Source organism: Actinoplanes sp. NPDC051343, assembly GCF_044455125.1.
In the GTDB taxonomy this organism is placed as follows: Bacteria; Actinomycetota; Actinomycetes; order Mycobacteriales; family Micromonosporaceae; genus Actinoplanes.
Genome location: NZ_JBITEL010000019.1, coordinates 59,928 through 84,836, shown reverse-complemented (window position 1 = coordinate 84,836; position 24,909 = coordinate 59,928). Strand labels below are relative to the sequence as shown.

The following is a 24,909-nucleotide window of genomic DNA, read 5'->3' as shown; positions in this document are numbered from 1 at the left end:
ACCGACATGTCGGCCAATGGCTCCCCGGTTCCCAGCTCGGCCGGTGTCTCGGGCCGGATGAGCCGTCAGCGGCGACGGGACACCAAGCCTGAGGTGGCGATCCGAAGAGTCCTGCATGCTTGGGGTCTTCGGTTCCGTGTGACCTGGCCCATCCCCGGCATTCCGAGGCGGTCGGTGGACATCGCCTTCACCAAGGCTCATGTCGCCGTCTTTGTGGACGGTTGCTTCTGGCACCAGTGCCCCGAGCACCGGACCAGCCCGGCTGCTAACTCGGACTGGTGGGCCACGAAGCTGGCCAAGAATCAGGCGCGTGATGCGGCCACGAACGAACACCTGCACGAGCTCGGCTGGAAGGTCGTTCGGATCTGGGAGCACGAGGATCCGGCGGAAGCGGCCGCCCGCATCCGGGACGAGGTTCTGGCCAAGCGCGCCGGGCAACCGATCTAGAGCCGGGTGTCCAGACTCTCAGCGATGTGCTTGCCCATGGCCTCGGCGAGCTCGACCGGGACCGCATTGCCGATCTGCCGAGCGATCTGGACCTTCGATCCACACCACCTGAACGAATCTTCGAAGCCCTGAATCCGCGCCGCTTCCAGGTGCGTGATCGCCCGATCCTGCGTCGGATGCAGATAACGCCCCTTCTCGGGTTTGAAGAACTCGGTGCGGATGGTTACCGATGGACGATCCCATCGCAGCCGGCCCATGACGTCACCCGAGCCGGAAGTGTGCTTGATCCAACATGGACTTTTCAGCTCATCGGGTAAATCGAATCGATTGCCACCCGCAGGTATCCAACGAAACCGCTCCTTCGAGATGTCCCGGTATTCCCGCGTCAGATGAAGAGTGAGCCCGCGGAACGCTCCTGGCACTCGTGGTCCGTGCGGTGCGACGGTTACCTCCGGCAGAAGCTGATCTGTTTCCGGTACGTACGCCGGAAGATTGGCCAGACAATCGCCGACCGTGCGCCATTTCTCCTTGGGAATCGTTCCCTGAGGGATCCTGATCGGCGCGAGGTCGCGTCGTGTGCCGATCACGATCGTGCGCTTCCGGATCTGGGCCGCGCCGAACTCGGCGGCGTTCACCACGGTCCAGTCGAGCTCGTAGTTCTCCAGCCGGCCACCGGGTTGTGTCTCGTCCTGGAGCGCAAGGAACTCCTCGCTCCGGGCGAACCGGTCGACGTTCTCGATCAGGAACGCCTTCGGCTTGACTTCGGTCAACACCCGGACGTATTCGCGCCAGAGCTGGTTACGAGGGTCGTCCAGACGCTTGGCGCCGAGGTTGGAGAAGCCCTGGCAGGGTGGGCCACCCACGATGACGTCCGCGGTGGCGGCTAGGCCCGCCGGGTGCCAGTCGACGATGCTGCCCGGCTTGATCAGCTCCTTGCCGTAGTTCTCGGCGTACGTCGTTGCGGCGGCTAGATCGATCTCAACGGCACCAACGGTCTGATAGCGACCCGTCCGGTGCAAACCGGCAGTTAAACCGCCACACCCGGCGAATAGGTCGACAACTTGGAACGTTTGTGCCATGGTCCAGTACTTTAGCCGGCGCGGCACCCGCCTTGTCAGACCCTGCCGGCGTGTCATCCAGCACCGCTCTCGATCTCTACGGTAGTGGTGAGCGGGCATACCGGTCCTCGGCGGCTCCTTCCGGGCGTCAGATAGCGTGAACCGGCACGCCCGGACACGCCGCAAAGGGGAACAAGTGGAGCTGCTGCACTCGGGAAAGGTCCGTGAGGTCTACGCCGACGGCGATGACATCCTCCTGGTCGCGTCGGATCGGGTGTCGATCTATGACGTGGTGCTGCCTACGCCGATCCCCGACAAGGGCAAGATCCTCACCCAGCTCTCTCTCTGGTGGTTCGACCAGCTCAGCAGCGTCGTTCCCAACCACATCGTCTCCGCGACCGACGTGCCCGCCCAGTGGGCCGGCCGGGCGGTTAGGTGCCGGCGGCTCGAGATGGTCATGGTGGAGTGCATCGCCCGCGGCTATCTGGCCGGTTCCGGTCTCAAGGAGTACGAGCGGGACGGCGCCGTGTCCGGTGTGGCGCTGCCGCCGGGGCTGATCGAGGGCTCCGACCTGCCCGAGCCGATTTTTACCCCGACCACCAAGGTGCCGCCGGGCGAGGGGCATGACGAGTTCATGACGTTCGCCGAGGTGGGGGCGGCCGTGGGGGATGAGCGGGCCGAGGAGTTGCGGCGGATCACGCTCGAGGTTTACCGGCGGGGGTCGGAGATCGCCCGGGCCAACGGCATCATCATCGCCGACACCAAGATCGAGCTGGGGGTGGCGGCGGACGGGAGTCTGCTGCTGGCGGACGAACTGTTGACGCCGGACTCGTCGCGGTTCTGGTCGGCCGACGAGTGGAAGCCGGGCGGCACCCAGCGCTACCTGGACAAGCAGTTCCTGCGCGACTGGGCGACCAACGAGACCGACTGGAACCGCACTGAGCCAGGGCCGGAGGTGCCGGAGGAGGTCGTCGAGGCCACCCGCAACCGGTACGTCGAGGTCTACGAGCGGCTGACCGGCGACACCTGGCGGTAAAGACTTACAGCGGCGCTCCCGGGCGCCGGTGTGGTGACGCTCCCCAGGCGGGCTGGCTGTCGCGGCCATCCCGCTTGGTGACCAGGAATGCCCCGTAACCGGCGGCGATGACTGCCATGAGCACGCCGGTCGCGCCGCCGAAGACGATGCACACCGGCGTCAGCGTCCACAGCAGAACGGCCACCGCGACCCGCAGGTTGCGGCGGGGGCGGCCGATTCGTTCGATTTTGCGCAGGAAGGTCGGGTCGTCGTCGCGCAAGCGGTTGACCATGCCGTCGAAGACGACCTTCTCGTTGGGGTCGAGCACCGGGGACCACCTCCACGGCCGGAAGGGCAACGGCAGAGGCCTACCCGCGCCGCGGGCGCCAAAACGCCCGCGTGCACGATCTGCCGATCCGGGCCGGCGCCGTCGGGGTTGAGCCTTTCCGGTGTACGCCTCGGCATGCGCGCGAAGGAACTGGTGCGGAAGGAAACCTGGCGGCCACGAAAATCAGGCAAGCTGCGCTCATGGGCAAGGAACGCGTGCGGGCCAGGGATCCCGAGCAACGCCTGCACCGCTGGGAGCACCTGACCGCGTACCCGTTGACCTTGCTGTCGATTTTCTTCATCGCGGTCTACGCGTGGCCGATTCTCGAGCCGGGCATGGATGACCACTGGCGGAACGTCTGCGAGGTCGGCGACCTGCTCATCTGGGGTGTTTTCTGCGTCGAGTACGTCGCTCGGCTCCTGCTGTCCCACAACAAGGTTCGCTTCGTGCGTACGCATTGGTTTGATCTCTCGGTTTTGATCTTGCCGGTTTTGCGGCCGTTGCGGGCGCTCCGCCTGCTGAACGCCCTGCGCGTGCTGAATCGGCACGCCGTGTCGTGGACGCGTGGCCGCCTGGCCCTCTACGTCGTCGCCACCACCGGGCTGATCGTGCTGATGGCCGGGCTCGCCGTGCTGGAGGCCGAGCGCGGCCACCCGCGCAGCAACATCACCAGCTATCCGCAGGCGCTGTGGTGGGCGGTCTGCACGATCACCACGGTCGGCTACGGCGACCTCTATCCGGAAACGCTCGAGGGCCGTCTGGTCGCGCTGGCGCTGATGGTCGGCGGCCTGGGTCTGATCGGTTTCACCACCGGCTCGCTGGCCAGTTGGATCATCGATCAGCTCTCCGACTCCGAGCGTCCGAACGGTGCCGCGACACGCGCCGACGTCGCCCTGCTGTTGCACGAGGTGCGCAAGCTCCGCGCCGAGGTGGCCGAGCTCAAGGGGCACCCGTCAGAACCCCCCGAGCTTGAATCCCGCGAACCCGATCACCGCCAGCGGCACTGAGGCGATCAGCCCGCCGATCCGCTGCCGCCCGGTGCGCCCGACCACGAGGATCACCGCCAGACCGAGCGTGACCTCGATGAACGCCGTGTGGATCTGGTCGCGCCGGTAGGCCGCGTCGCCGCCCCGCAGAGCCGCGACCAGGGCCTCCGCGAAGAGCACCGCGCCCGGCAGCGCCACCGCGGCCAGTTGCTGCCAGCCGGACGACCGCACCAGGGTGGCCCCGAACCCGAACACCAGGCCGGCCAGCACGCCGAACGCCATCCACAGCAGCGCCGTCCGGTCCCACGCCAACGAGATCTCGTCGTGCAGGAAGATCGCCGCGGCCAGGTAGTAGGCCGGTACGGCGATCACGAGCAGCACGGCGCCCGCGGTTGCGGCCCGCCACCAGGGCGTACGCACCCAGAGCCCGAGCCCGTACGCGGCGAGCGCCCAGATCGCGCTCGAGTTGGCCAGGTTGGCCCACGGGTAGGGCAGCACGCGTTGGAGCAGCAGGTCGACGGCGCCCAGAACGACGGCACCGACGACCGTGGCGACCGCTACTCCCGATCGATGATCATCCCGCACCCGACGAAGTGTGCCAAGTCGGCGCCAAACGCATGATTGATACGGCGGCGGCGCCGACCTTTTCTGGCGACGGCGGGCAACTCGTTCGAGTGATTCCGAAGCGAACGGAAACGCTGACGGGAAGAGTCTTCGCAGCTCAGCGGCCCTAGATCGAATTGTCCCTCGCATTTTTCCCGAGTTCGGACTTATCGCCAGACGCAAATTCCGGCGCACAAATCGCCTCGGTCCGGTCGGTTGTCGGCCGAAAGGTACGGAGCGACGTCGTCCGTTCGGGGGAAGCCGACTACTTCCTTCGGGTAACACTCACGTAGCCCGTTCGGGCGCCCTCCCCGGCGAGATCGTCACGGAGAGTCCAGGACGCGAAAAAGCGGCCTCAGCCCCGGGAAGCCAGGCTGAGACCGCGAGGAGAGCTACGGCCGGATCTGCGACGTCATCGTCGAGCGGGGGAGGTCGGCGGCTTGCCGGCAGCGCTCGCAGCCCAGCTGGTCACCGCAGCCGGGGCACCACTCGTTGGTCCGCCGCAGGTACCACCCCAGGGCGACGCCGCCGAGCAGGCTGAGCAGACCGACGAAGGCGGCGACCGCCACCGCGCCGGTCATGCGGCCGAGTGCCGCAGCGGCAGACCGTGCAGGGTGGCCGGGCGACCGAACTGGTTGCGGCCACGACGGTCGAGAGCCGGGTCTTCGCTCGAGCGAGCGGTCACATAAGGCGCCGTGAACGTGTCGACCCCGGTGCCGCGATGGGCGCCCGGCCGGTAGGTCACGGTCACCGCGCGCGGGGAGGCGGCCTCGATGATGCCGGCCCGCCAGCCGTCGCGGTAAACCCAGACCGGGTCAGCCGGGTGGTAGCTGTCGGCCGGTGCGACGTCGGCCGGATCGCGCTGAGGTGGTGCGAGAGTCGGGGTGGACGTCGGTGCCATGGACATCGCGGGGGGCCTCCCAGGTCTCGGGACTCGGTCGTCAGGTCGGCGGCGTTCGCCGCCCGGCTGGACGCGTCGGCCGAGAAGCCGAACTTTTAGACACGCTCTGTCAGCAGGTGGTACGTGTCTGTCAGCTATCATGCTCGCGAACAAGTGCAATCGCAAGGCCGGATGCACGTGCATCCGCTACGGGCGAATGCCGTGGGCGTTAAGCTTGAGCAGTTCCGTCATGAACGATCTCCCCCCTAAGATGCTTGGGGACTGCGGCCGGCAGGCCATTTCACAGCGGCGACAAGGAGCAAGGTGAGCGCGGGTACGCAGGAGGAGGCGCCGGGCAGCGGCCCCACCGTGCTGCGCATCCTGCTGGGCGCGCAGCTGCGCCGGCTGCGGGAGGGCAAGGCCATCACCCGTGAGGACGCCGGGTGGGAGATCCGGGCCTCCGGTTCCAAGATCAGTCGCATGGAGCTCGGGCGGGTCAGCTTCAAGGAGCGTGACGTCGCCGATCTCCTGACCCTCTACGGGGTGGCCAACTCCGACGAGCGCGAGGCGCTGCTCGGCCTCGCCCGCCAGGCCAACAACCCCGGCTGGTGGCAGCAGTTCAGCGACATCCTGCCGGGATGGTTCCAGTCCTATCTGGGGCTCGAGGCGGCGGCCACGCTGATTCGCACCTATGAGATCCAGTTCGTGCCGGGCCTTCTCCAGACGCCCGACTACGCCCGTGCCGTGATCATGCTCGGCCACGCCGGCGTCACGGTCGACGAGATGGACCGTCGGGTCGAGCTGCGCCGCCAGCGGCAGCAGGTCCTCGAGCGCTCCGACTCGCCGCAGTTGTGGGCGGTCATCGACGAGGCCGTGCTGCGGCGCCCGATCGGTGGCGTCGACGTGATGAAGGCACAGATCGAATACCTGATCGAGGCGGCCAAGCGGCCGAACGTACGGCTGCAGATCATTCCGTTCAACGCGGGCGGCCACGCCGCCGCGGGCGGGCCGTTCGCGATCCTGCGGTTCCCGGAGCCGGAGCTGCCCGACGTGGTCTACGTCGAGCAGCTGACCAGCGCCATCTACCTCGACAAGCGCGAGGACGTCGATCAGTACGCGATGGCCATGGAGCGGGTCTGCATCGACGCCGAGCCGCCCAACCACACGCCGGAAATCCTCGGCAAGCTTCTGCACGAGGTCGGTCGACCGGCCTGAGGCCGGCCGAGACCGCAAAGCGGGCAAAGTCTAAGAAGGCGTACGAGCCAGGCGGCTCGTACGCCTTCGGTGTCTCAGCACGCCGTTCAGGCGAGCGGGTTGATACGAGCCGGGTGACTCGTACACCTTCGGTGTTTTAGCGCGCCGTTCAGGCGAGCAGGTTGTCGAAGTCGCCGTCGCGCACGCCGCCGAGGAAAGCCTCGATCTCCGCCGGCGTGTAGATCAGCGCCGGACCCTCGGGGTCCCGAGAGTTGCGCACGGCGACCGAGCCGTCGGGCAGCAACGCGCATTCGACGCAGTTGCCGCTGGGGTTGCTCCGGCGGCTCTTCTGCCAGGCGACACCCACCAACTGGCCGGCGGGGATGCCGTTAACCGCGTGCGTCATTTGAAGCTCCCTATGTCTTCTCCGGTCGGGGATCGCCCGGAGTCGGGTAGTCCCGCGAACACCCTCCGCCACAACGTGCAAATGCACGTGCATTTGGCCTTGCGAACTCACGGGATTGTGAGCATGATAACGCACATGCGGTACCCAATGGGGGTCACTGAGGGTGACATCTTTGGGTGACGGTCCGGTCGCGGAATGGCGTTCGCGGCCTCGGCGTAAGGCTCCTTGGCGGGGGCGCCCGAGCGAGAGGTGACGAGAATGTCCATACCCAATATCGGGCCAGAGCATGCTGATTCGGGTGACCCCGATGCGGTGGACGTACCGCGTCGGGGAAACCCTGCGCCCGTCCTCCGCGACGAGCCCCGGACCGACGACGTGACCGCGGCGTCGGCCCGTGCCACCACCGTTACGCACCGATTTGGCGGCGTCCGATACGCCCTGGCCCGCCCCGACGTGAGGACCGCCGACCATCGACCGCCGGCTGAGGAGGATGATTCCGACGCGCGCCATTGACCTCGTCCGCTGCATGCGGGGCCGCCGCGCCGGTGATATCCCTGTTCGTGCGCTTTCGGCGCCCATCATCCGTGATGGGCGTCTCCGGCTGGGCGAGCGCTGGCTCGAGCACGAGTTCGCCGAGGCCGACTATCGCCACGGCAACGGGCCACTTCGGTTACGCCTCGTGCACGTCGAGTGGTCACGTCAAGTCGCCCAGGAGGGTGACACTTGGGTCGAGGCCGAGGGCGTCGTGGTCGATTCGTCCGGTCGCGAGGGCGACCGACGCCAGGTCCTGATCCGAGCGGAGCGCCTCCCGGCGCCGCCACCGGCCCGCAAGCGCACGCGGCTTGCGGGCTTGAGCAACACCCCCTAGACCCCGGTCGGGCGGTCCGGTTCCCCCGTGCCAGGCCGCCCGACCGGCCTCCAACCCCAGGCGGCTCAGCCGCCCCGCAAGCCGCGGCTCGTGGGTCAGATCAGCCGCCCAGCGAGCCGGCTCAGATCAGCCGCCCAGCGAGCCGGCTCAGATCAGCCGCCCAGCGAGCCGACTCAGATCAGCCGCCCAGCAGGCCGGGCTCAGACCAGCAGGCCGGGCTCAGACCAGCAGGCCGGGCTCAGACCAGCAGGCCGGTTTCAGACCAGCAGGCCGGGCTTGGATCGGCCCCGGCAGAGCGCGCTCAGGGCAGCGGCGAATCAGGGTTTGCGGGCCACTCCGGCCCAGTAATAGGCCGCCTCGGGTGAAGCCACCGCCTCGTCGGGGCGCCAGCCGGAGACCGGGACGATGCCCGGTTCGAGCAGTTCCCAGTCGCCGAAGAAGCGGGCCACTGCCGAGCGGTCACGAGCGACCAGCGTCATCCCCGCTCCGGTCGCCGCGGCCACCGCCTCCCCGACCTCGACCGGGTTGAAATCGGCCGTCGGGTGGGTGATGGCCAGGCAGCTGCCGGACGGCAACGCGTCGCGCAGTTCGGCCACCTTGCCCCACGGGTCGTCCTCGTCGGCCAGCAGCATCAGGATCGCGATCAGCGTCAGGCCGACCGGCTTGCCGAAGTCGAGGGTGTCGCGCAGCGTCTTGTCGCTCAGAATGGACTCGGGGTCGCGGATGTCGGCCGAAATGTATTCCGACCGGCCCTCCGGCTTGCTGATCATCAGGGCGCGGGCGTGGACCAGCACGATCGGGTCGTTGTCGACGTAGACCACCCGGGCCTCGGGTTCGAGCTCCTGGGCGATCTCGTGCAGGTTGGGCCGGGTCGGAATGCCGGTGCCGATGTCGAGGAACTGGCGGATGCCCTCCTGGGCCACCAGATCGCGGGCCGCCCGGTGGACGAACTTGCGGTTTTCGCCGGCCATGTAACGCATGCCGGGGATCGCCTGGATCATGGCCTCGCCGACCGCCCGGTCGACGGCGAAGTTGTCCTTGCCGCCCAGCCAGTAGTCGTATATGCGGGCGGAGTGGGGCACGTTGATGTTGACTCCGGGCGGAGCGACCTCGTCGTTACCGTGCTGCACCGGCACCTCCCCACCAAGTCCATCAGTGCGGTAAAGAGTAACGGAATGTTCAAGCGGCAGAGGCGTCGCGAAAGGACCGAACGTGGTCGTCGTAGGGCACTCCCGACATGACGCGGTCACGTCCGCAGTGCTTGGCGGCGTACAAATTTCTGTCCGCAGTGGACAGCAGCCCGGCCTGGGTGTGGGTTTCGGCCTCGGCCACTCCCGCCACACCGATGCTGACCGTGACCGGGAGGCCTCGCGCGATCTCCTGCCAGTCGTAGTCGCCGATGGTCTGGCGGATGCCGTCGAGCAGGGCTACCGCGCGGCCGACCGGGGTCGCCGGCAGCACCATCAGGAACTCCTCACCGCCCAGGCGAGCGACGAACCCGTCCGGCGTGACCGCGGCCAGTTCGGTCTCCATCAGCTTGGCCGCCATGATCAGCACCTGGTCGCCGACGTCGTGCGAGAGCCGGTCGTTGATCTGCTTGAAGTGGTCGAGGTCGACGATCGCCACGGTGAGCGCCGGGTCGGCGTCGAGCAGGGCCGGCAGTTCCTCGTCGACGTACCGCCGGTTGTGCAGGCCGGTCAGCGGGTCCCGGCGGGCCTGCTCGCGGAAGCGTTCGGCTTCCTGCCGGGCCTCGGTGGTCTCAAACATCGCCTGTCGCGTGCGGGCCTGTGCCTCCCGCTGCTGGGAGTGCAGCTGGTTGAAGGCGGTGAAGAACTTCTTGTGTACGGCGAACGCGTCCGCGAACTCACCGCGGGCCGCGTGCAGCTCGGCCTGTTCCTGCTCGATGCGGACGAGGCTGTCGGCCAGTTCGCGCTCGGTGCTCAGCACGCGACATTCGTCGAGGCTGCGCTGCGCCCGGTCGTACGCCCCGAGCCCGCGTTGCGCGCGGGCGAGGTTGAGATAGAAGACGGACAGCGAGTCGGCGTTGTCGTTGAACTCACCCAGCCGGTAGCGCTGAATCGCCAGCTCGAGGGTGTGTTCGGCCTCGGCGTAGCGCCCGTTGCCGATCTCGATCGCGCCGATGGTGTCCAGCTTGGACGGATCGATGCGGCGGCCGGCCAGCTCCGACTCGCGGCGCATCCGGTCGATGATCTGCTGCGCGCCGGCCGCGTTGCCGCTGCCGAGCTCGTTGTAGGCATAGTTGTTGAGCACGGCCAGGGCCAGCTCGAGGTTGCCATGCGCCCAAGCCAGGTCCTCGGCCTGCTGGTAGCGGCCGCGGGCGGCCTCGTACGACCCGGCCAGCGCGAGCGCGTCGGCCAGCTTGACCCGGTGCCAGATCTGCATGTGCACGGTGGCGCTGTCGTCGAGCAGCTCGACGGCCTGCACCGAGTGCTCGAGGCATTGTGCGGCGTCGCCGAGGTAGCGGTGGATCGTCGCCCACACGAGGTGGGTGCGGGCACGCAGCTGCCGGGCGTCGTGTTCGACCGCCCACTGGTGCACTTTCCAGATGCGGCGGGCCGCGGCGGCCACGTCGCCGGCCCGCAGGCGCATGTTGGCCTGGCAGAGCCGGGCGCGGGCGGCCAGCAGCTCGTCGCCGATGGCGAGCGCCTGCTGCTCCAGTTCGCGGGAACGCCGGAAGTCGTCCTCGGGGTCCCAGCTGATGGTGTCCTCGAGCTCGAGGAGGGCAGCGGACAGCGCGCCGGCGTCGATTACGGACCAGTCCACAGGTTCACCCCTCCCCACACACCGCGAAGCATCGACACCATCGGGCCCCGGATGAGAGAAACCGCGGAAGATCAGCTCTCCGTTCCCGAAGGTTAGCTCTGGGTCAACACTGGTCCCACGCTATGCGTGGTGATCCTTCTCGCTTGTCACGATCTGCTCACTGACACCGTGCGCTCCGTGGTGTTGCGTGGATCGGACGTGGCGTGCGCTATCGGGATCCCGACGGTGCCAGATTGCTCACAGAAGCTTCCCTTCCCGGTGTGCAACTTCAGTGACGGGGCGGCGGGGCCGGCGTCGGTAGGCTCGAAGCATGAGCACGACGGCTGAGCCGGGTCTCCGCGAACGCAAGAAGGCCGCGACCCGGCAGTCACTGCACGACGCGGCGGTGCGCCTGGCCATCGAGCACGGTGCCGAGCGGGTGACGGTCGAGGCGATCGCCGACGACGCCGGCGTCTCCCGGCGTACGTTCTCGAACTATTTCGGGAGCAAAGAGGAAGCGCTGATGTACGGCGACTTCCAGCGCATACAGACGCTGATCGAGATGGTGCGGGAGCGCCCGGCCGCGGAATCGGCGTGGACCGCGCTGACCGCGGCGGCCGAGCGCTTCGTCGGCCAACTGGGCGATCTCGACCCGCAGTGGGTGGCGCAGAGCCGGTTGATCCGGGCCCACCCGTCACTCATCGCGGCCCAGGTGCAGACGTTCGCCGCCCTCGAGCGCGAACTCTCGGCCGAGGTGGCGTCCCGATCAAAAGATCAAGACCCTCTTTCCGTACGCGTGCGAATGACGTCGGCGGCCTTTCTCCTGGGGCTGCGGGTCTCGGTCCACCTCTGGCAGGAGGGGCCGCCGGGACGCAGCCTGTGGGACGTCGTACGGGAAGCGCTCGCCGAGGCGGGCCGAGGCTTCGCCTAGATCTCGGCCGGAGAAATTGCGATGCCCCGGGTGGGGGCCCGGGGCATCGCCATTTCTTCGGGGATGTATTTCGATGTGGTTCCTGTGGGGGACCGGCCCCGCCAGGCCGGCCCCCTTCCGCGAGCCTTCAGCCCGTACTGCCGGCTAGCCCTTGAAGGCCGCGAAAATCTTGGAGAACTCGAACGGCGACTGGGTGACGTTGGTGCACTGGAACAGCGCGCCGCTGCAGGCGTTCTTGTCGCGGTTGAGCTCCCAGAAAGACATGAAGCCGAGGTGGTTGCTGTTGGCGAAGGCGACCAGGTCCTTGGCGTCGCCCTGGGTGAACTTGCCGCCGTCGTCGTTCTGGCCGAGCATCGGGGTCACGCCGACCATCTTGAAGGCGGCCGCGTCGCTGTTGCCGTAGACCGCCTTGATCTGGTCCTTGGTCGACTTGACGGCCTGGATCGCGAGGTCGCCGTAGTCCTGGCCGGAGCGGCCGTAGTCCATCGCCATGATGTTGACCAGGTCGAGGTCGACGCCGGCGCTCTTGGCCGACTTGACCACGTTGACGCCGTCCGCGGTGAGGCCCTCCGGCAGCACCGGCAGGGTCAGCGAGACCTTGAGGCCCGGGTTGGCCTTCTGCAGCGCGGCGATCGCGGTCGAACGGCGGGCGATCGTGGTCGGGTCGGCCACGGCCGCGCCCTCGATGTCGAAGTCGACGTACTTGAGGTTGTAGGCGCTGACGACCGCCTGGTACTCGGCCTGCAGGGCGCTGGTCGAGGTGCAGGCCTGGGCCAGCTCGATGCCGGTCGCGCCGCCGAACGACACCTTCACGTCACCACCGGCCGAGCGGACCGCTGAAAACTGGTCGGCGAACTGCTTGGAGCGCGGGTCGAAGGCGTTGAACCAACTGGCCTTGCAGCCGACGCTGGTGACGAAGGCGAGGCTGTACGACTTCAGGTTGCCGCTGGTACCGAGCTGGGCCAGCGTGGTCGAGCCGTTGGAGAGCAGCCCCATGTCGACGTACGGGGCGACCAGCACGTTGCCACCGCCGCTCGGCGCCGAGGTGGTCGGGGGGGCCGTCGTCGGCTTGGTCGGCGGGGCCGTGGTCGGCTTCGTGGTCGGGGCGGTCGTCGGCGTGGTTGTCGGCGCCTTGGTCGGGGCCGTCGTGGGTGCGGTCGTCACGGTGCCGCCACCCCCGGCGCACGAGGCGCCGTTGATCGTGCAGCTCGTCGGGGCGCCGCTGCCGGCCACGATGAAGCCGAACGTCGCGGACGCGCCCGGTGCGATCGTCGGGGCGTAGCCCGGATTCTTCGCCGTCTCGGTCGAGCCCGCGGTGGTGATCGTCGCGTCCCAGAAGCTGCCCAGCTTCGCGCTCGACGGGAGACCGAAGCCGAGCGTCCAGCCGTTCACCGTCGCACCGGTGTTATTGGTGATCGTGTACCTGGCCTGGTAGCCCGACCCCCAATTGCTGTCCGTGCTGAAGACGGCGCTGAGACCGGCCGCGGCCTTGGTGCTCGGGGACGTGGCCGCGAACGCCGCGACGGCCCCGCCGCCGACCGCGAGGGCGGCCGCGGAGGTGTAGATGGCCAGACGCAGGCGGCTGCGTTGCATGGATGACTCCGATCGCAAGGGGTGACGACGGGAGCTAATCCTGGTCCGGTCAGCCCTTACAGGACCTTGTACGGACCTTAAACATCCTTAAATGACCTGACGTAGCAGTCGCGTTACCGACCGGTAGTCACGCCCTCGAGGAAGAGCGTGAGGTGGCGGCGCCAGTCCTCCGGGACGGGTGAGCGGACGGCGACACCGGCGTTCGCCATCATCAACATCCGGATGTCGAGCCGGGTGAAGTCCGCCCGCAGCACGCCCGCCCGCTGCGCCCGCTCGATCACCTCGACGGCGCCGCGCTGGGCGGTCGCGCGCAACCGGGCCAGTCGCTCGTCGTCGTCGAAGCTGGCGCTGACCAGCAGATCGGAAAGACCGCGGTCGGTCGCCTGCATCTCGCAGACGCGGGTCACGTAGGCGACGAAGCCGTGCCAGGCGTCGGAGTCGGCGAGAGACCGGTCGGCGAGGTCCACCCACTCGGTCATCTGGTCGGCGAAGACCTCGGCGATCAGATCGCGGCGGCTCGGGAACCGCCGGTAGAGCGTCGCGTTGCCGACCCCGGCCCGCCGGGCGATCTCGTCGAGCGAGGCGTCGAGCCCGTGCTCGCCGAAGATCTCCCGGGCCGCGTGGAGCAGGGCGGCACGGTTGCGCTCCGCATCCGCGCGCAATCGGGTGGCCATGGACAAAGAGTACGACGTTTGCGGGGACGTATCCCCGGTTGGTGTACGGTCGCGATGCTCAAGAACCGCATTTTGCGCAGGAGGCGCGCGTGTCGACAACGATGACGACGGTAGACATCCCCACTGCGGACGGCACGGCGGATGCCTACCTGGTTCGCCCGGAAGGTGACGGACAGTACCCGGGCGTGCTGCTGTTCATGGACGCCTTCGGGCTCCGCCCGCGGATCGCCGAGATGGCGGCGCGGATCGCCGAGCGCGGGTACGCCGTGCTCGCCCCCAACATCCTCTACCGCGGCGGCCGCTCGCCGCTGGTCGACCCGGCCGACCTTCAGGACCCGGAGAAGCGGGGCGCCACCTTCGGCCGCCTGATGCCGATGATGCAGGCGCTCACCCAGGAGCGACTGACCGCCGACACCGCGACGTACCTCGACTTCTTCGCCGCGCAGGACGGTGTGGCGGCCGGGCCGGTCGTGATCGTCGGCTACTGCATGGGCGGCCGGAACGCGCTGATCGCGATGGAGGCCTTCCCGGACCGGATCAAGGCGCTGGGCAGCTTCCACGCCGGCCGTGTCGTCACCGACGAGGCCGACAGCCCGCACCTCGGGGTCGGCTCGATCACCGGCGAGGTCTATTTCGGCCACGCCGACAACGACGGCTCGATGACACCCGACCAGATCAAAGCGCTCGAGACCGCCCTGTCCGAGGCCGGCGTCACCTACACCTCGGAGCTCTACGAGGGCTCGCCGCACGGCTACACCATGACCGACACGGCGATGTACCACCAGCCGGGCGAGGAACGGCACTGGGCAGCGCTGTTCGCCCTGCTCGACCGCACGCGCTGAGCATCTGCCTGAGGGGGCTCGGGTCGCCGGGCTCCTCAGGTGATGCAGAACTCGTTGCCCTCGATGTCGGCCATCGTGTACCACGAGTGCGGCCCCTGACGGCCCTCCCACAGGAACGTCGCGCCGCGGGCGAGCAGCTTGTCGCGCACCGCGTCGCGATCGGCCTCGCCGACCCAGACATCGAGGTGAAGACGGTCCTTCACCGTCTTGGGCTCGGGCACGGTCTGGAAGAGGACCCGGCGCTTGGCGCCGCTCGGCAGCGGATCGGGATGGTTGATCGCCGCGCCGGTGCGCCACACCGGCGCACCCCGGTGAGTGGTTGTCTCGGCCTCGGTCGCGTAGCCCTGGTCGACCATCTGCCGGATGAAGGCCGCATCCTGCGGCTCGACCCGCCAGTCGAGAGTCTCGGCCCACCAGTCGGCCATCGCATGCGGGTCGGCACAGTCGACCACGATCTGAAAGTCGTATGGCATGCCGGCACGGTAGCCCACGGGTACGACAGTTTTACTGCTCGTAGAGACCCGGGAAGAAGCGGTCGGTCGCGGTCACGTCGTACACCTGGCGTACCTCGGTGATCCGCCCGTCGGCGACCGCAAGAAACTCGATCATCCGAGCGGTGCCGAAAGGCGCCGCGAGGTCGTAGACCAGCGCCGCGCCGTCCTCGGCCGGCGTCCGGGCGACGACCGAGACCGAGTCCGCGAAGACCGCGATCTTGTGCAGGATCCGCAGCAGTTCCTCGTCGTCGACCGCCGCGTCGAGGTTCCACTCCACCTCGACGTCCGGCGCGAGCAGCTTGCGAACGGCGAGCCGGTCGTCGTTGATCCACGACTTGGTCCAGAAGCCGGCGACGTCCATGACCACTCCTAACGGGACACGCCGGCGGTCGGCCGGGCGGGCATCGGTTCCGGGAACTGACCATGCCCGAGAAGGGCGGCGGTGGCCTGCGCGGCCCGCTGCGCGGCCAGGCCGTCGCCGTACGGGTTGCCGGTCGCGGTCATCGAGTCACGGCGGACCCGGCTGTCCAGCAACTCGGCGATGTCGTTGAAGATCGTCTCCGGCTCGGCGCCGAGCAGGCGCGCGCAACCGGCGTAGAGGGGCTCCATGCGGTCGGTGATCTCGTGCAGCACCAGCACCGGAACGCCGAAGGCGAGTGCCTCCTCCTGGAAGTCACCGTCGTCGGTCAGCACCAGGTAGGCCTCCGCGATCAGGCGGGCGCGGTCGGCGTACGCGAGGGGGCCGGCACCGACCACGCGGCGGGAGCGGCCGGACGGTTCGGCGCCCAGCATGACGACGTCCAGGTCGCGGTAGCGGGCGGTCAGGCGGCGTACGGTCGCGCGGACCTGTTCGAGCCGGACGCCGCCGGTGTGCGCGAGACCGGCGACCAGCAGCCGGTGCGGGGCGGCCGGGTCGGCGTCGCGCAGAGCGGACAGGGCGGGGTCGGCGTACGGCGGCCGGCGGTCGCGGATCGCCAGCGCCGCGTCGACCGCCGTGTTGCCGGTCAGCAGCACGTCGCCGCCCGGCACCCGCTCGTCGAGCAGGTTCATCGCGGCGAGCGGCGCGGCCGCCAGGTGCAGGGCGCTGAACTGGGTGAGCAGTCTCCGGTGGGGTTCGGCGGCGCCGAGATCGCCGGAGCGCCTTCCGGCGTCCAGATGCACGACCGGAATCCGCCGCCAGTAGGCCGCGACGGCGGCCGGCAGGCTCGCCCCCGCATCGCCCTGCACGACCACCGCCGACGGGGTACGGGTCGACCAGAGCTGGTCGAGCCGGAAGATCGTCTCGGCGTCGTCGGCGCTCGCCGGTAGGGCCAGCGCGGCGGTGAGGTCGAAGACGTCCAGCGTCTGGACGAAGCTGAGCGGCTCCGGGCCGGCGGCGAGCAGGACCGGCTCGACCCGGGCCTGCTCGCGCATGGCCGTAGCGACCGGCGCGAGGCGGGCGGCCTCGGCGCTGGTCCCACCGACGAGGTGGACTTCGGGGAGTGGCATGTTCAGACTCCGGCTCGGGGTTTGCGCGGCGAGCCGAACGTTATGCAGTCACTGAGCGTGATTCAAGGCCTCGCGCCTCACGATCACGGACTGTGGCCGAAAAGCCGAACCCAGACGACCCAGCATCGCGATTACCGGGCAAATCGGGCACGTTTGTTTGCTCTCTGATTGCTCGCCTACCAACACGCGGCGTGATGTTCTCGGGAGAGTGAAAGTCATTTGTCGGCTTATCGGCGGATGGTCGCGGTGGCGGTTACCGACCTAACGTCCGGTTCGGGTTCACAGGCGGAACCACGGATCGGTGAAGGTGAAGGAGAACGGATGAGGCCTGCGAGCAATGACGGACGGTTGGGGTTGCGGTGAACGACGGCTCGGGGGAGCGCCACTGGCCGCTACTGGCTGTCGCCGTCGGCGGGGTGCTGCTGGCGCTCGGATTTTCCAGCGTGGGATGGGCCGGGGGGCCGCCCCGCTCCGGTTCTGCGGTGGGGGCGCGCGGGGACGCGTACGGGAAATTGGGTGTTATGTCGTTCAATGTCTGCGGCGGCATCTGTCGGCACGGGGAAGTCGCGTCGACCGCCCGATTCGTCGCGCGAGTGGCGACGGAGCGGGGCGTGGGGGTCGTGCTGCTGCAGGAACTCTGCTACAGCCAGTTCCGGCAGGTGCGCAGCCTGCTCGCCCGGCGTGGATTCAGCGGGCGCTTCGAGGCCCAGACCCGGAGCCCGGCCTGCGCAAACGACGACACCCGGCACGGCACGGGATTCGGCGTCGCGGTTCTGGTGCGAGGCCACATCACACACAGCGTGGTCGATCATCTGCCGACGTCACCCGGCGTGGAGCATCGGGTGCTGCTCGGGGTGACCACCACGATCGCCGGTCGGCCGACTTTTGTGGCCGGGGTGCATCTGTCGCCGTCGCCGAGGGAGACATTGCGGGAGCAACTGGGGGCGGTCGAGCGATTTGTGCGGTCGCGGTCCGGTCACCCGGCGATCGTCGGCGGAGACTTCAACACGGTGCCCGGTGATCCGGCGCTCGAGCCGATGTTCGCCCGCTTTACCGAATTGGACGAAACGCGAGCCAGGAATTCGGAAATGGGCGATTTGCCGACGTTTGCCGCGAAGAAGATCGATTACGTGTTCCTGTCGCGCTTCGTCGAGCCGCAAGCGTCCACCGTGGCCACCGCCATGTCGGACCACCGCGTGCTGCTCGGCACCGCAACCGCAACCGCAGCCACAGCAGCCGCCGACTCGACTCCCGGCATCGGCGTCGCCTCCGTCGCATGGGACCGCCGACCCGGCTGAGCGCATTCGTCCTACCCGGAGCGCCCGTCCTGCTTGGACCAAGTGGCCTTGTTCGGGCGCCGGACCTAATCGGGGCGTTGGCTGAGCAGGGTCGGGTCGTCGCGCAGCAGGGCGGCCAGGCGCCGGGCTGCCATCTCGGTCTCCTCCGGGCGTTCCACCTGCAGCGGGATCGGCTCGGGCAAGGGTGTCGGCATGCCACGCGGCTCGACCGGCGGGGGCGGGACCAGACGCTCCGTTACGCCCGCTCGCTGGTCGGCCGCCGGCTCGAACGGTGCCCGGTACTGCTCGGGGTCGATGCGCCGGGTGGTCTGCGGCGGGATGGTGGGCGGGGGCGTCGGAGCCAGCGGGTGGGGCGGGAATTCGGCCCCGGAGTCGTGGGACGACGCCATGCCCAGGTCGCGCATGCGGGCGCCCAGGTCGGTCGGCTCAGCGGAATCGGCGGTGCCGTAGTCGGCCGCGGGCTGCTCGAAGCCGCCGAAGTGGCCCTCGGTGGTCTCCGGCTCGGCGTAGTAGGCCGGCTGATGGTAGGAGCGCTGCTCGTACGCGGGCTGCTCGTAGCCGTACGCAGGTCCGAAGCGATCCTGATCGTCCTGGCTCATCCGTGGTGTCTCGGTGCCCGGGTAGGCCGGTGGGAACTCCTCGACCGGCTCGCCCACCTCGACGTCGAAGTCGGCGCGGGGCTGGGTGGCCACGCTGTTTTCCGCCGTGACCTGCACCTGGCCGTCTTCGTAATAGAACCGCAGCACCATCGGGTCGCCTTCACCCTCGACACCGACGGTCACGCCGAGCCGGGGATGCCGTCCCACGACCGCGGCAATCGCCTCGACGAGCTCGTTCACCGCCGCCGGTGTGCCGGTGGCCTCATGTGCCGCCCGGCGACGCAGCTCGTCGCGGCGCGCCAGTTTCTCCAGCGCGTCGTCAAGTCCGCCTCGCACGTCACAGTCCTTCCCGTCAGCTTCGACGGTACCCACTGTGCCTGTTCGAAGGCCGATTTGGGAACCTCGATCTCTGCGACCCGGCCGTCACCCTACGACTTTGCCCGCAATGCCTTGTCGAGCGCGCGGTCGAGAACAACTAGCAGGGCGTCGCGCACCGAGGCCCGGAAACGGGCGTCATAGGAGAGCACGGGCACGTCGTCGCGGATGGCCAGAGCCCAGCGCACTTCGTCCAGGCTGTGGGCCATATGTCCGTTGAAGGTGTTGACGCCGACGACGAACGGAAGGCCGGCCCGCTCGAAGTAGTCGACCGCTGGATAACAGTCGTCGATGCGGTTGGTGTCGACCACTACCAGGGCACCTAGGGCTCCCTTGATCAGGTCGTCCCACATGAACGCGAAGCGGGACTGCCCCGGAGTGCCGAAAATGTAGAGCTTCAGCGTCTGGTCGATGGTGAGGACGCCGAAGTCCATCGCGATGGTCGTCGTGGTCTTCATCACGGCCTGGCCGGGGTCGTCGATGCCGACCGACGCGGAGGTCATCTCGGCCTCGGTGGTCAGCGGCGAGATCTCGGAGATGGCGCCGACGGTAGTCGTCTTTCCGACACCGAAGCCGCCCGCGACGATGATCTTGACGGGGACCGGGGCCTTCTTCTGCCGGCGTTGTTGCCCCACGGGGGCGTAGCCGACGATGCGGTCAGGTGATTGCTCGAAGTCCACGGATCACTCGCATGATGGTCTCAGGGTCAGGGGTTTCGTTGTCCAGCACGTGGACGTCCAGCTGGCCGGCGGCACGAAGGTCGCCGACCAGAATGCGGGTGACTCCTAGATGCAGGCGCAACCGGGCGGAGATCTCCGCCACCGAATGCGGTTCATTGCAGAGACCCACTATGGCGCGCATCTCCGGCGAGAGCCGGACCGGAGGGGCACCGGGAATGATGGTCACCTGGGTTTCCATCCCGATCTCGGGATCGGCACCGTTGGTGCGCCCGGACGTGATGACGAACGGGCGCAGCGTCGAGCCCTGATCATCGGCCGGCGGTTCGGCCCCTCGGGCGGGAGGACGGTAACCACCGGCCGAATGCTGGGGGCCGGACGAAAGGAAAGGTCGGACGCTCGGCCGAGCCGGATGCGCCGGGTCGTCGGGGTCCGGATAGGTCATTGCTGAACGGCGTTCTTCAGCTCAGCGATCAGGCGCGGGCTGAGCGCACCACCGGCGCGGGTCGCGAACAGCGTCATCTCGTACGCGAGGGTGCCGAGGTTGGCCGACCGGTCGGCGATGACACCCAGCACCGAGCCGGCGCTGATCGCCGTGACCAGCAGGTAACCCTCGGCCATGTCGATGATGACGCGGTTGAGGGCTCCCAGCCGGTACCAGCTCGCGGCGCCGCCGGACAGGCTCGTCAGACCCGAGACCACGGCGGCGAGACGCTCGGCGTTGGGCCGGTCCTTGATCGCTGACATGGCCATCAGCAGGCCGTCCGAGGAGACGGCGATCGCTTCGATCACTCCCGCGGTTCCCGAGGTGAACGAGTCCAGCAACCAGTTGAACGTCTTGGCCTCGGCGCTCAGCTGGGGGGCGTAGTCACGGCCGTTACCGGTGTCGGTGCTGTAAGGGGAAGTCATCGCGGTTGTCCCTCGGGTTGTGGCTGAGTTTCGCTCAGTGCGAGTGCGACTCCGTACTCGAACTGTTCCATCAATGCGCGTGCGGCGTCCGGATCAAGCGGAGGCGCCGCAACCGGCGGGGGCGGGCTGTTCGGCTCGTCCCGTGGCAAAGTCGCACCTGGCACTCGACGGGCGAGAGGCGCATGTCCAGCCGAGGGCGGCGAGGACATGTCGGTCTCGGCGACGTCCCACTCGGCGCGGCTCACGCCGGCCTCGAAGGCGTCGAATGCCGCCCGGGCCGCGACCGCGTCGTCCTGCGACGGCGGAGCGGTCGGCAGCGAGGTGCTGGTCTCAGTGGGAAGCTGGCTGCCGGGCACCCGGCGGCGCAGCGGGGTGCCGTTGGATCCATTGGTGGCGGATCCATTGGTGGCAGGTTCATTGGCCGGCGCGGGCTCCGGCGCGACAGCCGGCGTCGGCGTCGGCGTCGGCGTCGGATAGCGGTAGTCCTCGTCGACCCGCTGGTGCGGGAAGGCGGGGGGCTGGGCCGCCGGAACGGTGCTCCAGGCGGTCTGCTCCGGGGTGGGCTGGCCCCACGAGGAACCGCCGGCCGCGGGCAGCTCGGGCATCGGCAGCTGCGGCATCCCATGGCCGGCCACCGGAACGCCCGGGTCGTACGCCGCCGGCTGCTGATAGGCCGGCTGTTGGTACGCGGGCTGCTGGGCCGGCTGTTGGTACGCGGGCTGCTGGGCCGGCTGCTGGTACGCGGGCTGCTGGGCCGGCAGCTGATAGGCGGGCTGCTGGGCCGGATGCTGATAGGCGGCCGGCTGCTGGTACGCGGGCTGCTGGTAGACCGGCTCCTGATATGCCGGAGGCTGGTAGACCGGCTCGGCGTCGTAGACCGGCTGGCCGGCGTACTCCGCGTCGATCGCCTCCTTGCCCTCGGTGGCGAACGCGTTCCACGAGCCGCTCGCCTCGATCGTGCGGGTGGCGCGGTCGAGGATTACCGGGTCGAAGGGCTGCTGGCTGCCGGGCGCCGACCGGACGGTCGACGAACCGGTGACCACCTGCGCGAACTCGGCAGTGTGGTACATCGGCGCGGTCGAGCCCGACGCCATGGCCGGCACCGCCTGCGAGGCGAACGGCGCCGCCGGCAGGGAGCCCATGCCGGAGCTGGAGATCAGGTGGGCCGGGGTCAGGTCGACCCAGGCGGTCACGCCGCCGCCCGGTGTCTCGGTCAGGGTGACCTCGATGCCGTGTCGCCGGGCGAGGCGGCCGACCACGAAGAGGCCGAGCACCTCGGTGGGCGCCAGGTCGAGGCGCTCACGGCGGGTCAGACGGGCGTTCTCCTCGACCATGCGCTCGGGCGCCAGGCCGAGGCCGTTGTCGATGACCGCGAGGCGGGCGCCGCCGCGCAGCTCACCGGCCGAGATCACGACGCGGGTGTGCGGCGGGGAGAACGTGGTGGCGTTCTCCATCAGCTCGGCCATCAGCAGGGTGAGGTCGGCGATGATCGCCGGAACGACCACGATCTCGTCCGGGACGTCCAGATCGACACGGGTGTAGTCCTCGATCTCACCGAGGGCCAGCCGGACCACGTCGACCAACGGCAGCGGTGCCATGTGCTCGTTCGCGCCGGCGCCACCGGAGAGGACGACCAGCGAGCTCGCGTTCCGGCGAAGACGGCTGGACATGTGGTCGAGACGGTAGAGGTCGCCGAGGCGGTCACTGTCGGTCTCGCGGCGTTCCAGGTTGTCGATCAGGGCCAGCTGGCGGCCGACCAGGTTCTGCGTACGCCGTCCGACGTGCCCGAACATCTGGGCGACGTTGCGGCGGCCGAGAACCTGGCGTTCCACCAGGCGTACGGCGGTGGTCTGGACCCGGTCGAACGCTCGGGCCAGGTCGCCGATCTCGTCTCGGGCCTCGACGTCGACCGGGTCGAGTCGGATCGGGCGTACGTGCTCGGCCTCGTCGTCGGCGACGCGTTCGAGCTCGGCCTCGGCGGCGCGGGCGATCCGGTCGGCCGAGCCGGTGAGGCGTCGCAGCGGCCGGGCGACCGCGCGGGCCATGAACAGTGAGAGCGCGACCACGATGATCAGCAGCAGCAGGGCGCCGCCACCGATCAGCGACGCGTCCCGGATGGCGTTGTTGCGGCTGGTCGTGACCGTGGCGTCCACGTCGGCGGCGACACGCTTCTCGACGAAGCCACCGAGGACGAGCACCGACTGCAGGGACGGGAACAGCGTCTTGATGTTGAGCAGCGTCACCGCCCCGGTCGGGTCGACCGCGGCCTGGGTGAGGAACTGGTCGCCGACCCGGGACGAGAACGCGTCCTGGGCGCCGATGTAGAGCTTGTACTGGGAGTCGGTGAAGAACGCCTGCGCGTTCGCGATCACCTGCTGGATCTGCACCAGCGTCGAGTAGAACAGGCTGATGAAGCCCGGTGCCTTGCTGATCGTCGCGGCGGTCAGGTAGCCGGACGCCTGGCTGATCAGGTCGTCGGAGCGCAGTGCCTGCTCGAGCGCGAACACCTGCCGGCCGACGCCGGTCTTGAGGTCGGCGTTCGAGGAAAGCGCCAGGCCGCCGATGATCGGGTTGATCGTGTTGGTGAACTCGGTGACGATCACGTCGGGGGTGATCGCCCGGTTGATCACGTTCTGCCGGGTGTTGTCGAGCCGGTCGGTGTTACGCAGGGCCCGCTTGAGTTCCTTGGAGACCTGCAGGCCGCCGTCGTCGACCCGGGCGACCGCGTCGACCGACTTGGCGGTCTGCACGACCAGGGTCGGCTCGTCGACCAGGCCGAGCCGGAAACCGACCGACAGCAGGCGCTCCAGCTCGAGCTGCTGCAGCGCGGTGCTGACGCGGGTGGCCAGCTGAACCTGGTTGGAGATGTTCTGCGCGTCCTGGGCGGCGGACGCACGGTTGACGATGATCGGGACGGTCAGCGCCACGACACCGAGCAGCGGAACGAGCACCAGGAGGGCGAGTTTGCCCAGGATGCGGAACTTACCGAACAGCACCGGATCGCTCCTGCCGTGTCGGGTTGACCTCGCCGTAGGCGGGCAGTTGGTCGTACGGCCCGGGGGCGGACGCCGCCGGCGCACCGGGCACGTTCCCCGCGGACGGGAGCCGGGCCCCGGGGCCGTAGCCCGCGGACCTCGAGCTGGCGACGATGTCGCGGGTGGTCTCGCCGACCGGGCGGGCGACCGGCTCGGCCGGGGTTTCCCGACGGCGGGCGGCCGCCGGCCAGATCAGGGCGCCGAGCACCAGAACGATCGCCAGCAGGCCGAGGACGACCGCCTCCGTACGCCGGTAGTTGATCGTGCTCGTCCGCTCGTCGAGCAGCTTGTCCATCTCGCGGAGGGTCACGCCGGCCAGGCTGTTGAGCGCGGTCTGCAGCGAGCTCTGCGCGACGGCGATGGTCGCGATGTTGGGGTCGCCGCCCAGGTTGGCACCGCGGTTCATCGACTCGATGCCGCGGCGGAACTGGTCGAGCGTGGTCACCAGGCTGCCGCTGAGGGTCTGGCTCTTGGTGTCCTCGACCGCGGCCTGCAGGTCGTCGGTGAGGTTGGCGACCGCGTTCTGTACGGCGAGGACCTCTTCGCCGAACTGAACGGTGATCGGGCCCTTGCGCGTCTGCTGGAGGTTGGCCAGCGTGCCCATCTGGTTGGTGTGCTGCACCGCCGCCGGCATGTCGACGGCGACCGCCTGCTGGAGGTTGGACAGGTCGTTGTCCGGGTCGCGGTTGAGCTCGGAGTTGCGGCGGACCGAGTCGTAGAGCGCCACGACCAGGTCGAGGACTTCGGAGTGGGCCTGGAAGACCGCGAGCTGACCGCCCGGCACCTTGGCCAGCTTGCCGATCTTGTCTTGCAGCCCGGTCCAGCGGTCCTTGGTCTTGAGGTCGTCACCGAGGCGGTTGTCGACGTCCGAGACCTTGGCGATCGCGGGCTTGAGGGAATCGGGAGCGTCACCGATGCCCTGTACGGCCGACGACTCGTATTCCACGAGCGAGTTGATCAGCGGAGCCAGGGCGGTGAGGTATTCGACGCCCTTCTGCTCGAGTGCGGTGCTGGAATGGCGGCTCGAGTTGTCCTGCCAAACCCTGCCGAACAGGATCGCTGTCGGCACAAGCACCAAAACCGTCATAATCACCGCGAAGGCGGAGCGTAAACGGGATCGTCGGCTGTTCATTACTGTTTGTCCTCCGCCATCCACAGGTGATGGACCGCTATTTCGGCTACTGTCCGTAGCCGGGCGGGCGCACGGATCCGGGCCAATCTATCCGAGAAAACCTCAAGTAACCCCTTTCCAAGGGTCAGAGTTCTCTCGTCTGATCGGGGGATACAGGGGGCCGCCGTCAGGGTTGTAACGAGCGTTCAGGTGCGGGAAGCCGATATGCGAAACCGCAGCCCAAAGCGGTTCCGCAGCGTCGGGGGTTACCGCGAGGATGGTAGCCGTCACCCGGCCGTGCCGAAACCCGCATGATCCCAGTTGGATGGTAATTG

At 68.7% G+C, this 24,909-nt stretch carries 27 protein-coding genes; 8 read left to right on the top strand and 19 right to left on the bottom strand.

The features are described 5' to 3' along the window. Nucleotides 1-6 precede the first annotated feature (6 nt). A complete protein-coding gene (locus ACIA5C_RS43140) occupies nucleotides 7-447 on the top strand; it encodes a very short patch repair endonuclease (RefSeq protein ID WP_396066023.1) in 441 nt (146 codons plus the stop codon). Here ACIA5C_RS43140 and ACIA5C_RS43135 read toward each other — a convergent pair. Then, nucleotides 444-1,526, bottom strand: coding sequence for a DNA cytosine methyltransferase (locus ACIA5C_RS43135; RefSeq protein WP_396066021.1), 1,083 nt, complete (start codon nucleotides 1,524-1,526; stop codon nucleotides 444-446). The genes ACIA5C_RS43140 and ACIA5C_RS43135 overlap by 4 nt on opposite strands. A gap of 136 nt (nucleotides 1,527-1,662) precedes the next feature. Between ACIA5C_RS43135 and ACIA5C_RS43130 the strand changes: the two genes are divergently transcribed. After that, on the top strand, nucleotides 1,663-2,541 hold the full coding sequence (locus tag ACIA5C_RS43130; RefSeq protein ID WP_396066019.1) for a phosphoribosylaminoimidazolesuccinocarboxamide synthase: 879 nt from the start codon (nucleotides 1,663-1,665) through the stop codon (nucleotides 2,539-2,541). A 4-nt stretch (nucleotides 2,542-2,545) separates the two neighbouring features. On the opposite strand, the gene ACIA5C_RS43125 is transcribed toward ACIA5C_RS43130, so the two are convergent. Then, on the bottom strand, nucleotides 2,546-2,848 hold the full coding sequence (locus ACIA5C_RS43125; protein WP_396066017.1) for a DUF3040 domain-containing protein: 303 nt from the start codon (nucleotides 2,846-2,848) through the stop codon (nucleotides 2,546-2,548). Nucleotides 2,849-3,048: 200 nt separating this feature from the next. Here ACIA5C_RS43125 and ACIA5C_RS43120 point away from each other — a divergent pair, with 200 nt between their 5' ends. Beyond that, nucleotides 3,049-3,855 (top strand): potassium channel family protein, encoded by an 807-nt coding sequence (locus tag ACIA5C_RS43120; RefSeq protein WP_396066015.1) that lies wholly within the window; start codon nucleotides 3,049-3,051, stop codon nucleotides 3,853-3,855. Here ACIA5C_RS43120 and ACIA5C_RS43115 read toward each other — a convergent pair. The 3 genes from ACIA5C_RS43115 to ACIA5C_RS43105 all read right to left on the bottom strand — a co-directional run bounded on the left by ACIA5C_RS43115 (nucleotide 3,802) and on the right by ACIA5C_RS43105 (nucleotide 5,344). After that, complete coding sequence (locus ACIA5C_RS43115; RefSeq protein ID WP_396066013.1) at nucleotides 3,802-4,419, bottom strand: DUF6518 family protein; 618 nt, start codon at nucleotides 4,417-4,419, stop codon at nucleotides 3,802-3,804. The two genes, ACIA5C_RS43120 and ACIA5C_RS43115, sit on opposite strands and share 54 nt — an antisense overlap. Before the next feature lie 410 nt (nucleotides 4,420-4,829). Beyond that, nucleotides 4,830-5,018, bottom strand: a complete 189-nt coding sequence (locus tag ACIA5C_RS43110) for a hypothetical protein (RefSeq protein WP_396066011.1) — start codon at nucleotides 5,016-5,018, stop codon at nucleotides 4,830-4,832. Then, the gene (locus ACIA5C_RS43105; protein WP_396066009.1) at nucleotides 5,015-5,344 is read right to left on the bottom strand and encodes a hypothetical protein; all 330 of its coding nucleotides are present in this window, start codon (nucleotides 5,342-5,344) and stop codon (nucleotides 5,015-5,017) included. The genes ACIA5C_RS43110 and ACIA5C_RS43105 overlap by 4 nt, the downstream gene beginning before the upstream one ends. 297 nt (nucleotides 5,345-5,641) lie before the next feature. Here ACIA5C_RS43105 and ACIA5C_RS43100 point away from each other — a divergent pair, with 297 nt between their 5' ends. Beyond that, nucleotides 5,642-6,532 carry a helix-turn-helix domain-containing protein gene (locus ACIA5C_RS43100; RefSeq protein ID WP_396066007.1) on the top strand — a complete coding sequence of 297 codons (891 nt, stop codon included), beginning with the start codon at nucleotides 5,642-5,644 and terminating at the stop codon, nucleotides 6,530-6,532. A gap of 148 nt (nucleotides 6,533-6,680) precedes the next feature. Here ACIA5C_RS43100 and ACIA5C_RS43095 read toward each other — a convergent pair whose 3' ends face one another. Next, nucleotides 6,681-6,917 carry a DUF397 domain-containing protein gene (locus tag ACIA5C_RS43095; protein WP_396066005.1) on the bottom strand — a complete coding sequence of 79 codons (237 nt, stop codon included), beginning with the start codon at nucleotides 6,915-6,917 and terminating at the stop codon, nucleotides 6,681-6,683. A 490-nt stretch (nucleotides 6,918-7,407) separates the two neighbouring features. On the opposite strand from ACIA5C_RS43095, the gene ACIA5C_RS43090 reads away from it, so the two are divergent. Then, complete coding sequence (locus tag ACIA5C_RS43090) at nucleotides 7,408-7,785, top strand: hypothetical protein (protein WP_396066003.1); 378 nt, start codon at nucleotides 7,408-7,410, stop codon at nucleotides 7,783-7,785. Nucleotides 7,786-8,102: 317 nt separating this feature from the next. Here the strand turns inward: ACIA5C_RS43090 and ACIA5C_RS43085 are convergent, their stop codons facing one another. Further along, nucleotides 8,103-8,921 (bottom strand): SAM-dependent methyltransferase, encoded by an 819-nt coding sequence (locus ACIA5C_RS43085; RefSeq protein WP_396066001.1) that lies wholly within the window; start codon nucleotides 8,919-8,921, stop codon nucleotides 8,103-8,105. Between the two features lie 43 nt (nucleotides 8,922-8,964). Beyond that, nucleotides 8,965-10,569: a diguanylate cyclase gene (locus tag ACIA5C_RS43080; RefSeq protein WP_396065999.1), complete on the bottom strand. Its 1,605-nt coding sequence runs from the start codon at nucleotides 10,567-10,569 to the stop codon at nucleotides 8,965-8,967. Nucleotides 10,570-10,879: 310 nt separating this feature from the next. On the opposite strand from ACIA5C_RS43080, the gene ACIA5C_RS43075 reads away from it, so the two are divergent. Beyond that, nucleotides 10,880-11,479 (top strand): TetR/AcrR family transcriptional regulator, encoded by a 600-nt coding sequence (locus ACIA5C_RS43075; RefSeq protein ID WP_396065997.1) that lies wholly within the window; start codon nucleotides 10,880-10,882, stop codon nucleotides 11,477-11,479. Between the two features lie 144 nt (nucleotides 11,480-11,623). On the opposite strand, the gene ACIA5C_RS43070 is transcribed toward ACIA5C_RS43075, so the two are convergent. Further along, nucleotides 11,624-13,072 carry a cellulose binding domain-containing protein gene (locus ACIA5C_RS43070; protein WP_396065995.1) on the bottom strand — a complete coding sequence of 483 codons (1,449 nt, stop codon included), beginning with the start codon at nucleotides 13,070-13,072 and terminating at the stop codon, nucleotides 11,624-11,626. A 113-nt stretch (nucleotides 13,073-13,185) separates the two neighbouring features. Beyond that, nucleotides 13,186-13,746: a TetR/AcrR family transcriptional regulator gene (locus ACIA5C_RS43065; RefSeq protein WP_396065993.1), complete on the bottom strand. Its 561-nt coding sequence runs from the start codon at nucleotides 13,744-13,746 to the stop codon at nucleotides 13,186-13,188. A gap of 101 nt (nucleotides 13,747-13,847) precedes the next feature. Between ACIA5C_RS43065 and ACIA5C_RS43060 the strand changes: the two genes are divergently transcribed. Next, entirely contained in the window at nucleotides 13,848-14,588 is a 741-nt protein-coding gene (locus ACIA5C_RS43060; RefSeq protein WP_396066177.1) for a dienelactone hydrolase family protein, read from the top strand. A 35-nt stretch (nucleotides 14,589-14,623) separates the two neighbouring features. Here ACIA5C_RS43060 and ACIA5C_RS43055 read toward each other — a convergent pair whose 3' ends face one another. From ACIA5C_RS43055 to ACIA5C_RS43045, 3 genes are read right to left on the bottom strand one after another with little or no spacing between them, the layout of a single operon-like run. Further along, on the bottom strand, nucleotides 14,624-15,061 hold the full coding sequence (locus tag ACIA5C_RS43055; protein ID WP_396065991.1) for a VOC family protein: 438 nt from the start codon (nucleotides 15,059-15,061) through the stop codon (nucleotides 14,624-14,626). A 31-nt stretch (nucleotides 15,062-15,092) separates the two neighbouring features. Then, the gene (locus tag ACIA5C_RS43050; protein WP_396065989.1) at nucleotides 15,093-15,443 is read right to left on the bottom strand and encodes a hypothetical protein; all 351 of its coding nucleotides are present in this window, start codon (nucleotides 15,441-15,443) and stop codon (nucleotides 15,093-15,095) included. 8 nt (nucleotides 15,444-15,451) lie between these two features. Continuing rightward, nucleotides 15,452-16,570, bottom strand: coding sequence for a UDP-N-acetylglucosamine 2-epimerase (locus ACIA5C_RS43045; RefSeq protein WP_396065987.1), 1,119 nt, complete (start codon nucleotides 16,568-16,570; stop codon nucleotides 15,452-15,454). 359 nt (nucleotides 16,571-16,929) lie between these two features. On the opposite strand from ACIA5C_RS43045, the gene ACIA5C_RS43040 reads away from it, so the two are divergent. Next, complete coding sequence (locus ACIA5C_RS43040) at nucleotides 16,930-17,868, top strand: endonuclease/exonuclease/phosphatase family protein (RefSeq protein WP_396065985.1); 939 nt, start codon at nucleotides 16,930-16,932, stop codon at nucleotides 17,866-17,868. Nucleotides 17,869-17,933: 65 nt separating this feature from the next. On the opposite strand, the gene ACIA5C_RS43035 is transcribed toward ACIA5C_RS43040, so the two are convergent. The 6 genes from ACIA5C_RS43035 to ACIA5C_RS43010 all read right to left on the bottom strand — a co-directional run bounded on the left by ACIA5C_RS43035 (nucleotide 17,934) and on the right by ACIA5C_RS43010 (nucleotide 24,538). Continuing rightward, entirely contained in the window at nucleotides 17,934-18,803 is an 870-nt protein-coding gene (locus ACIA5C_RS43035; protein ID WP_396065983.1) for a hypothetical protein, read from the bottom strand. A gap of 92 nt (nucleotides 18,804-18,895) precedes the next feature. Further along, nucleotides 18,896-19,429: a GTP-binding protein gene (locus tag ACIA5C_RS43030; RefSeq protein ID WP_396066175.1), complete on the bottom strand. Its 534-nt coding sequence runs from the start codon at nucleotides 19,427-19,429 to the stop codon at nucleotides 18,896-18,898. A 70-nt stretch (nucleotides 19,430-19,499) separates the two neighbouring features. After that, nucleotides 19,500-19,964: a DUF742 domain-containing protein gene (locus ACIA5C_RS43025; protein ID WP_396065981.1), complete on the bottom strand. Its 465-nt coding sequence runs from the start codon at nucleotides 19,962-19,964 to the stop codon at nucleotides 19,500-19,502. Continuing rightward, on the bottom strand, nucleotides 19,961-20,428 hold the full coding sequence (locus tag ACIA5C_RS43020; protein WP_396065979.1) for a roadblock/LC7 domain-containing protein: 468 nt from the start codon (nucleotides 20,426-20,428) through the stop codon (nucleotides 19,961-19,963). Before ACIA5C_RS43020 ends, ACIA5C_RS43025 begins: the two co-directional genes overlap by 4 nt. After that, nucleotides 20,425-23,424 (bottom strand): nitrate- and nitrite sensing domain-containing protein, encoded by a 3,000-nt coding sequence (locus ACIA5C_RS43015; RefSeq protein WP_396065977.1) that lies wholly within the window; start codon nucleotides 23,422-23,424, stop codon nucleotides 20,425-20,427. Before ACIA5C_RS43015 ends, ACIA5C_RS43020 begins: the two co-directional genes overlap by 4 nt. Beyond that, nucleotides 23,411-24,538 carry a hypothetical protein gene (locus ACIA5C_RS43010; protein WP_396065975.1) on the bottom strand — a complete coding sequence of 376 codons (1,128 nt, stop codon included), beginning with the start codon at nucleotides 24,536-24,538 and terminating at the stop codon, nucleotides 23,411-23,413. The genes ACIA5C_RS43015 and ACIA5C_RS43010 overlap by 14 nt, the downstream gene beginning before the upstream one ends. Nucleotides 24,539-24,909: the final 371 nt, after the last annotated feature.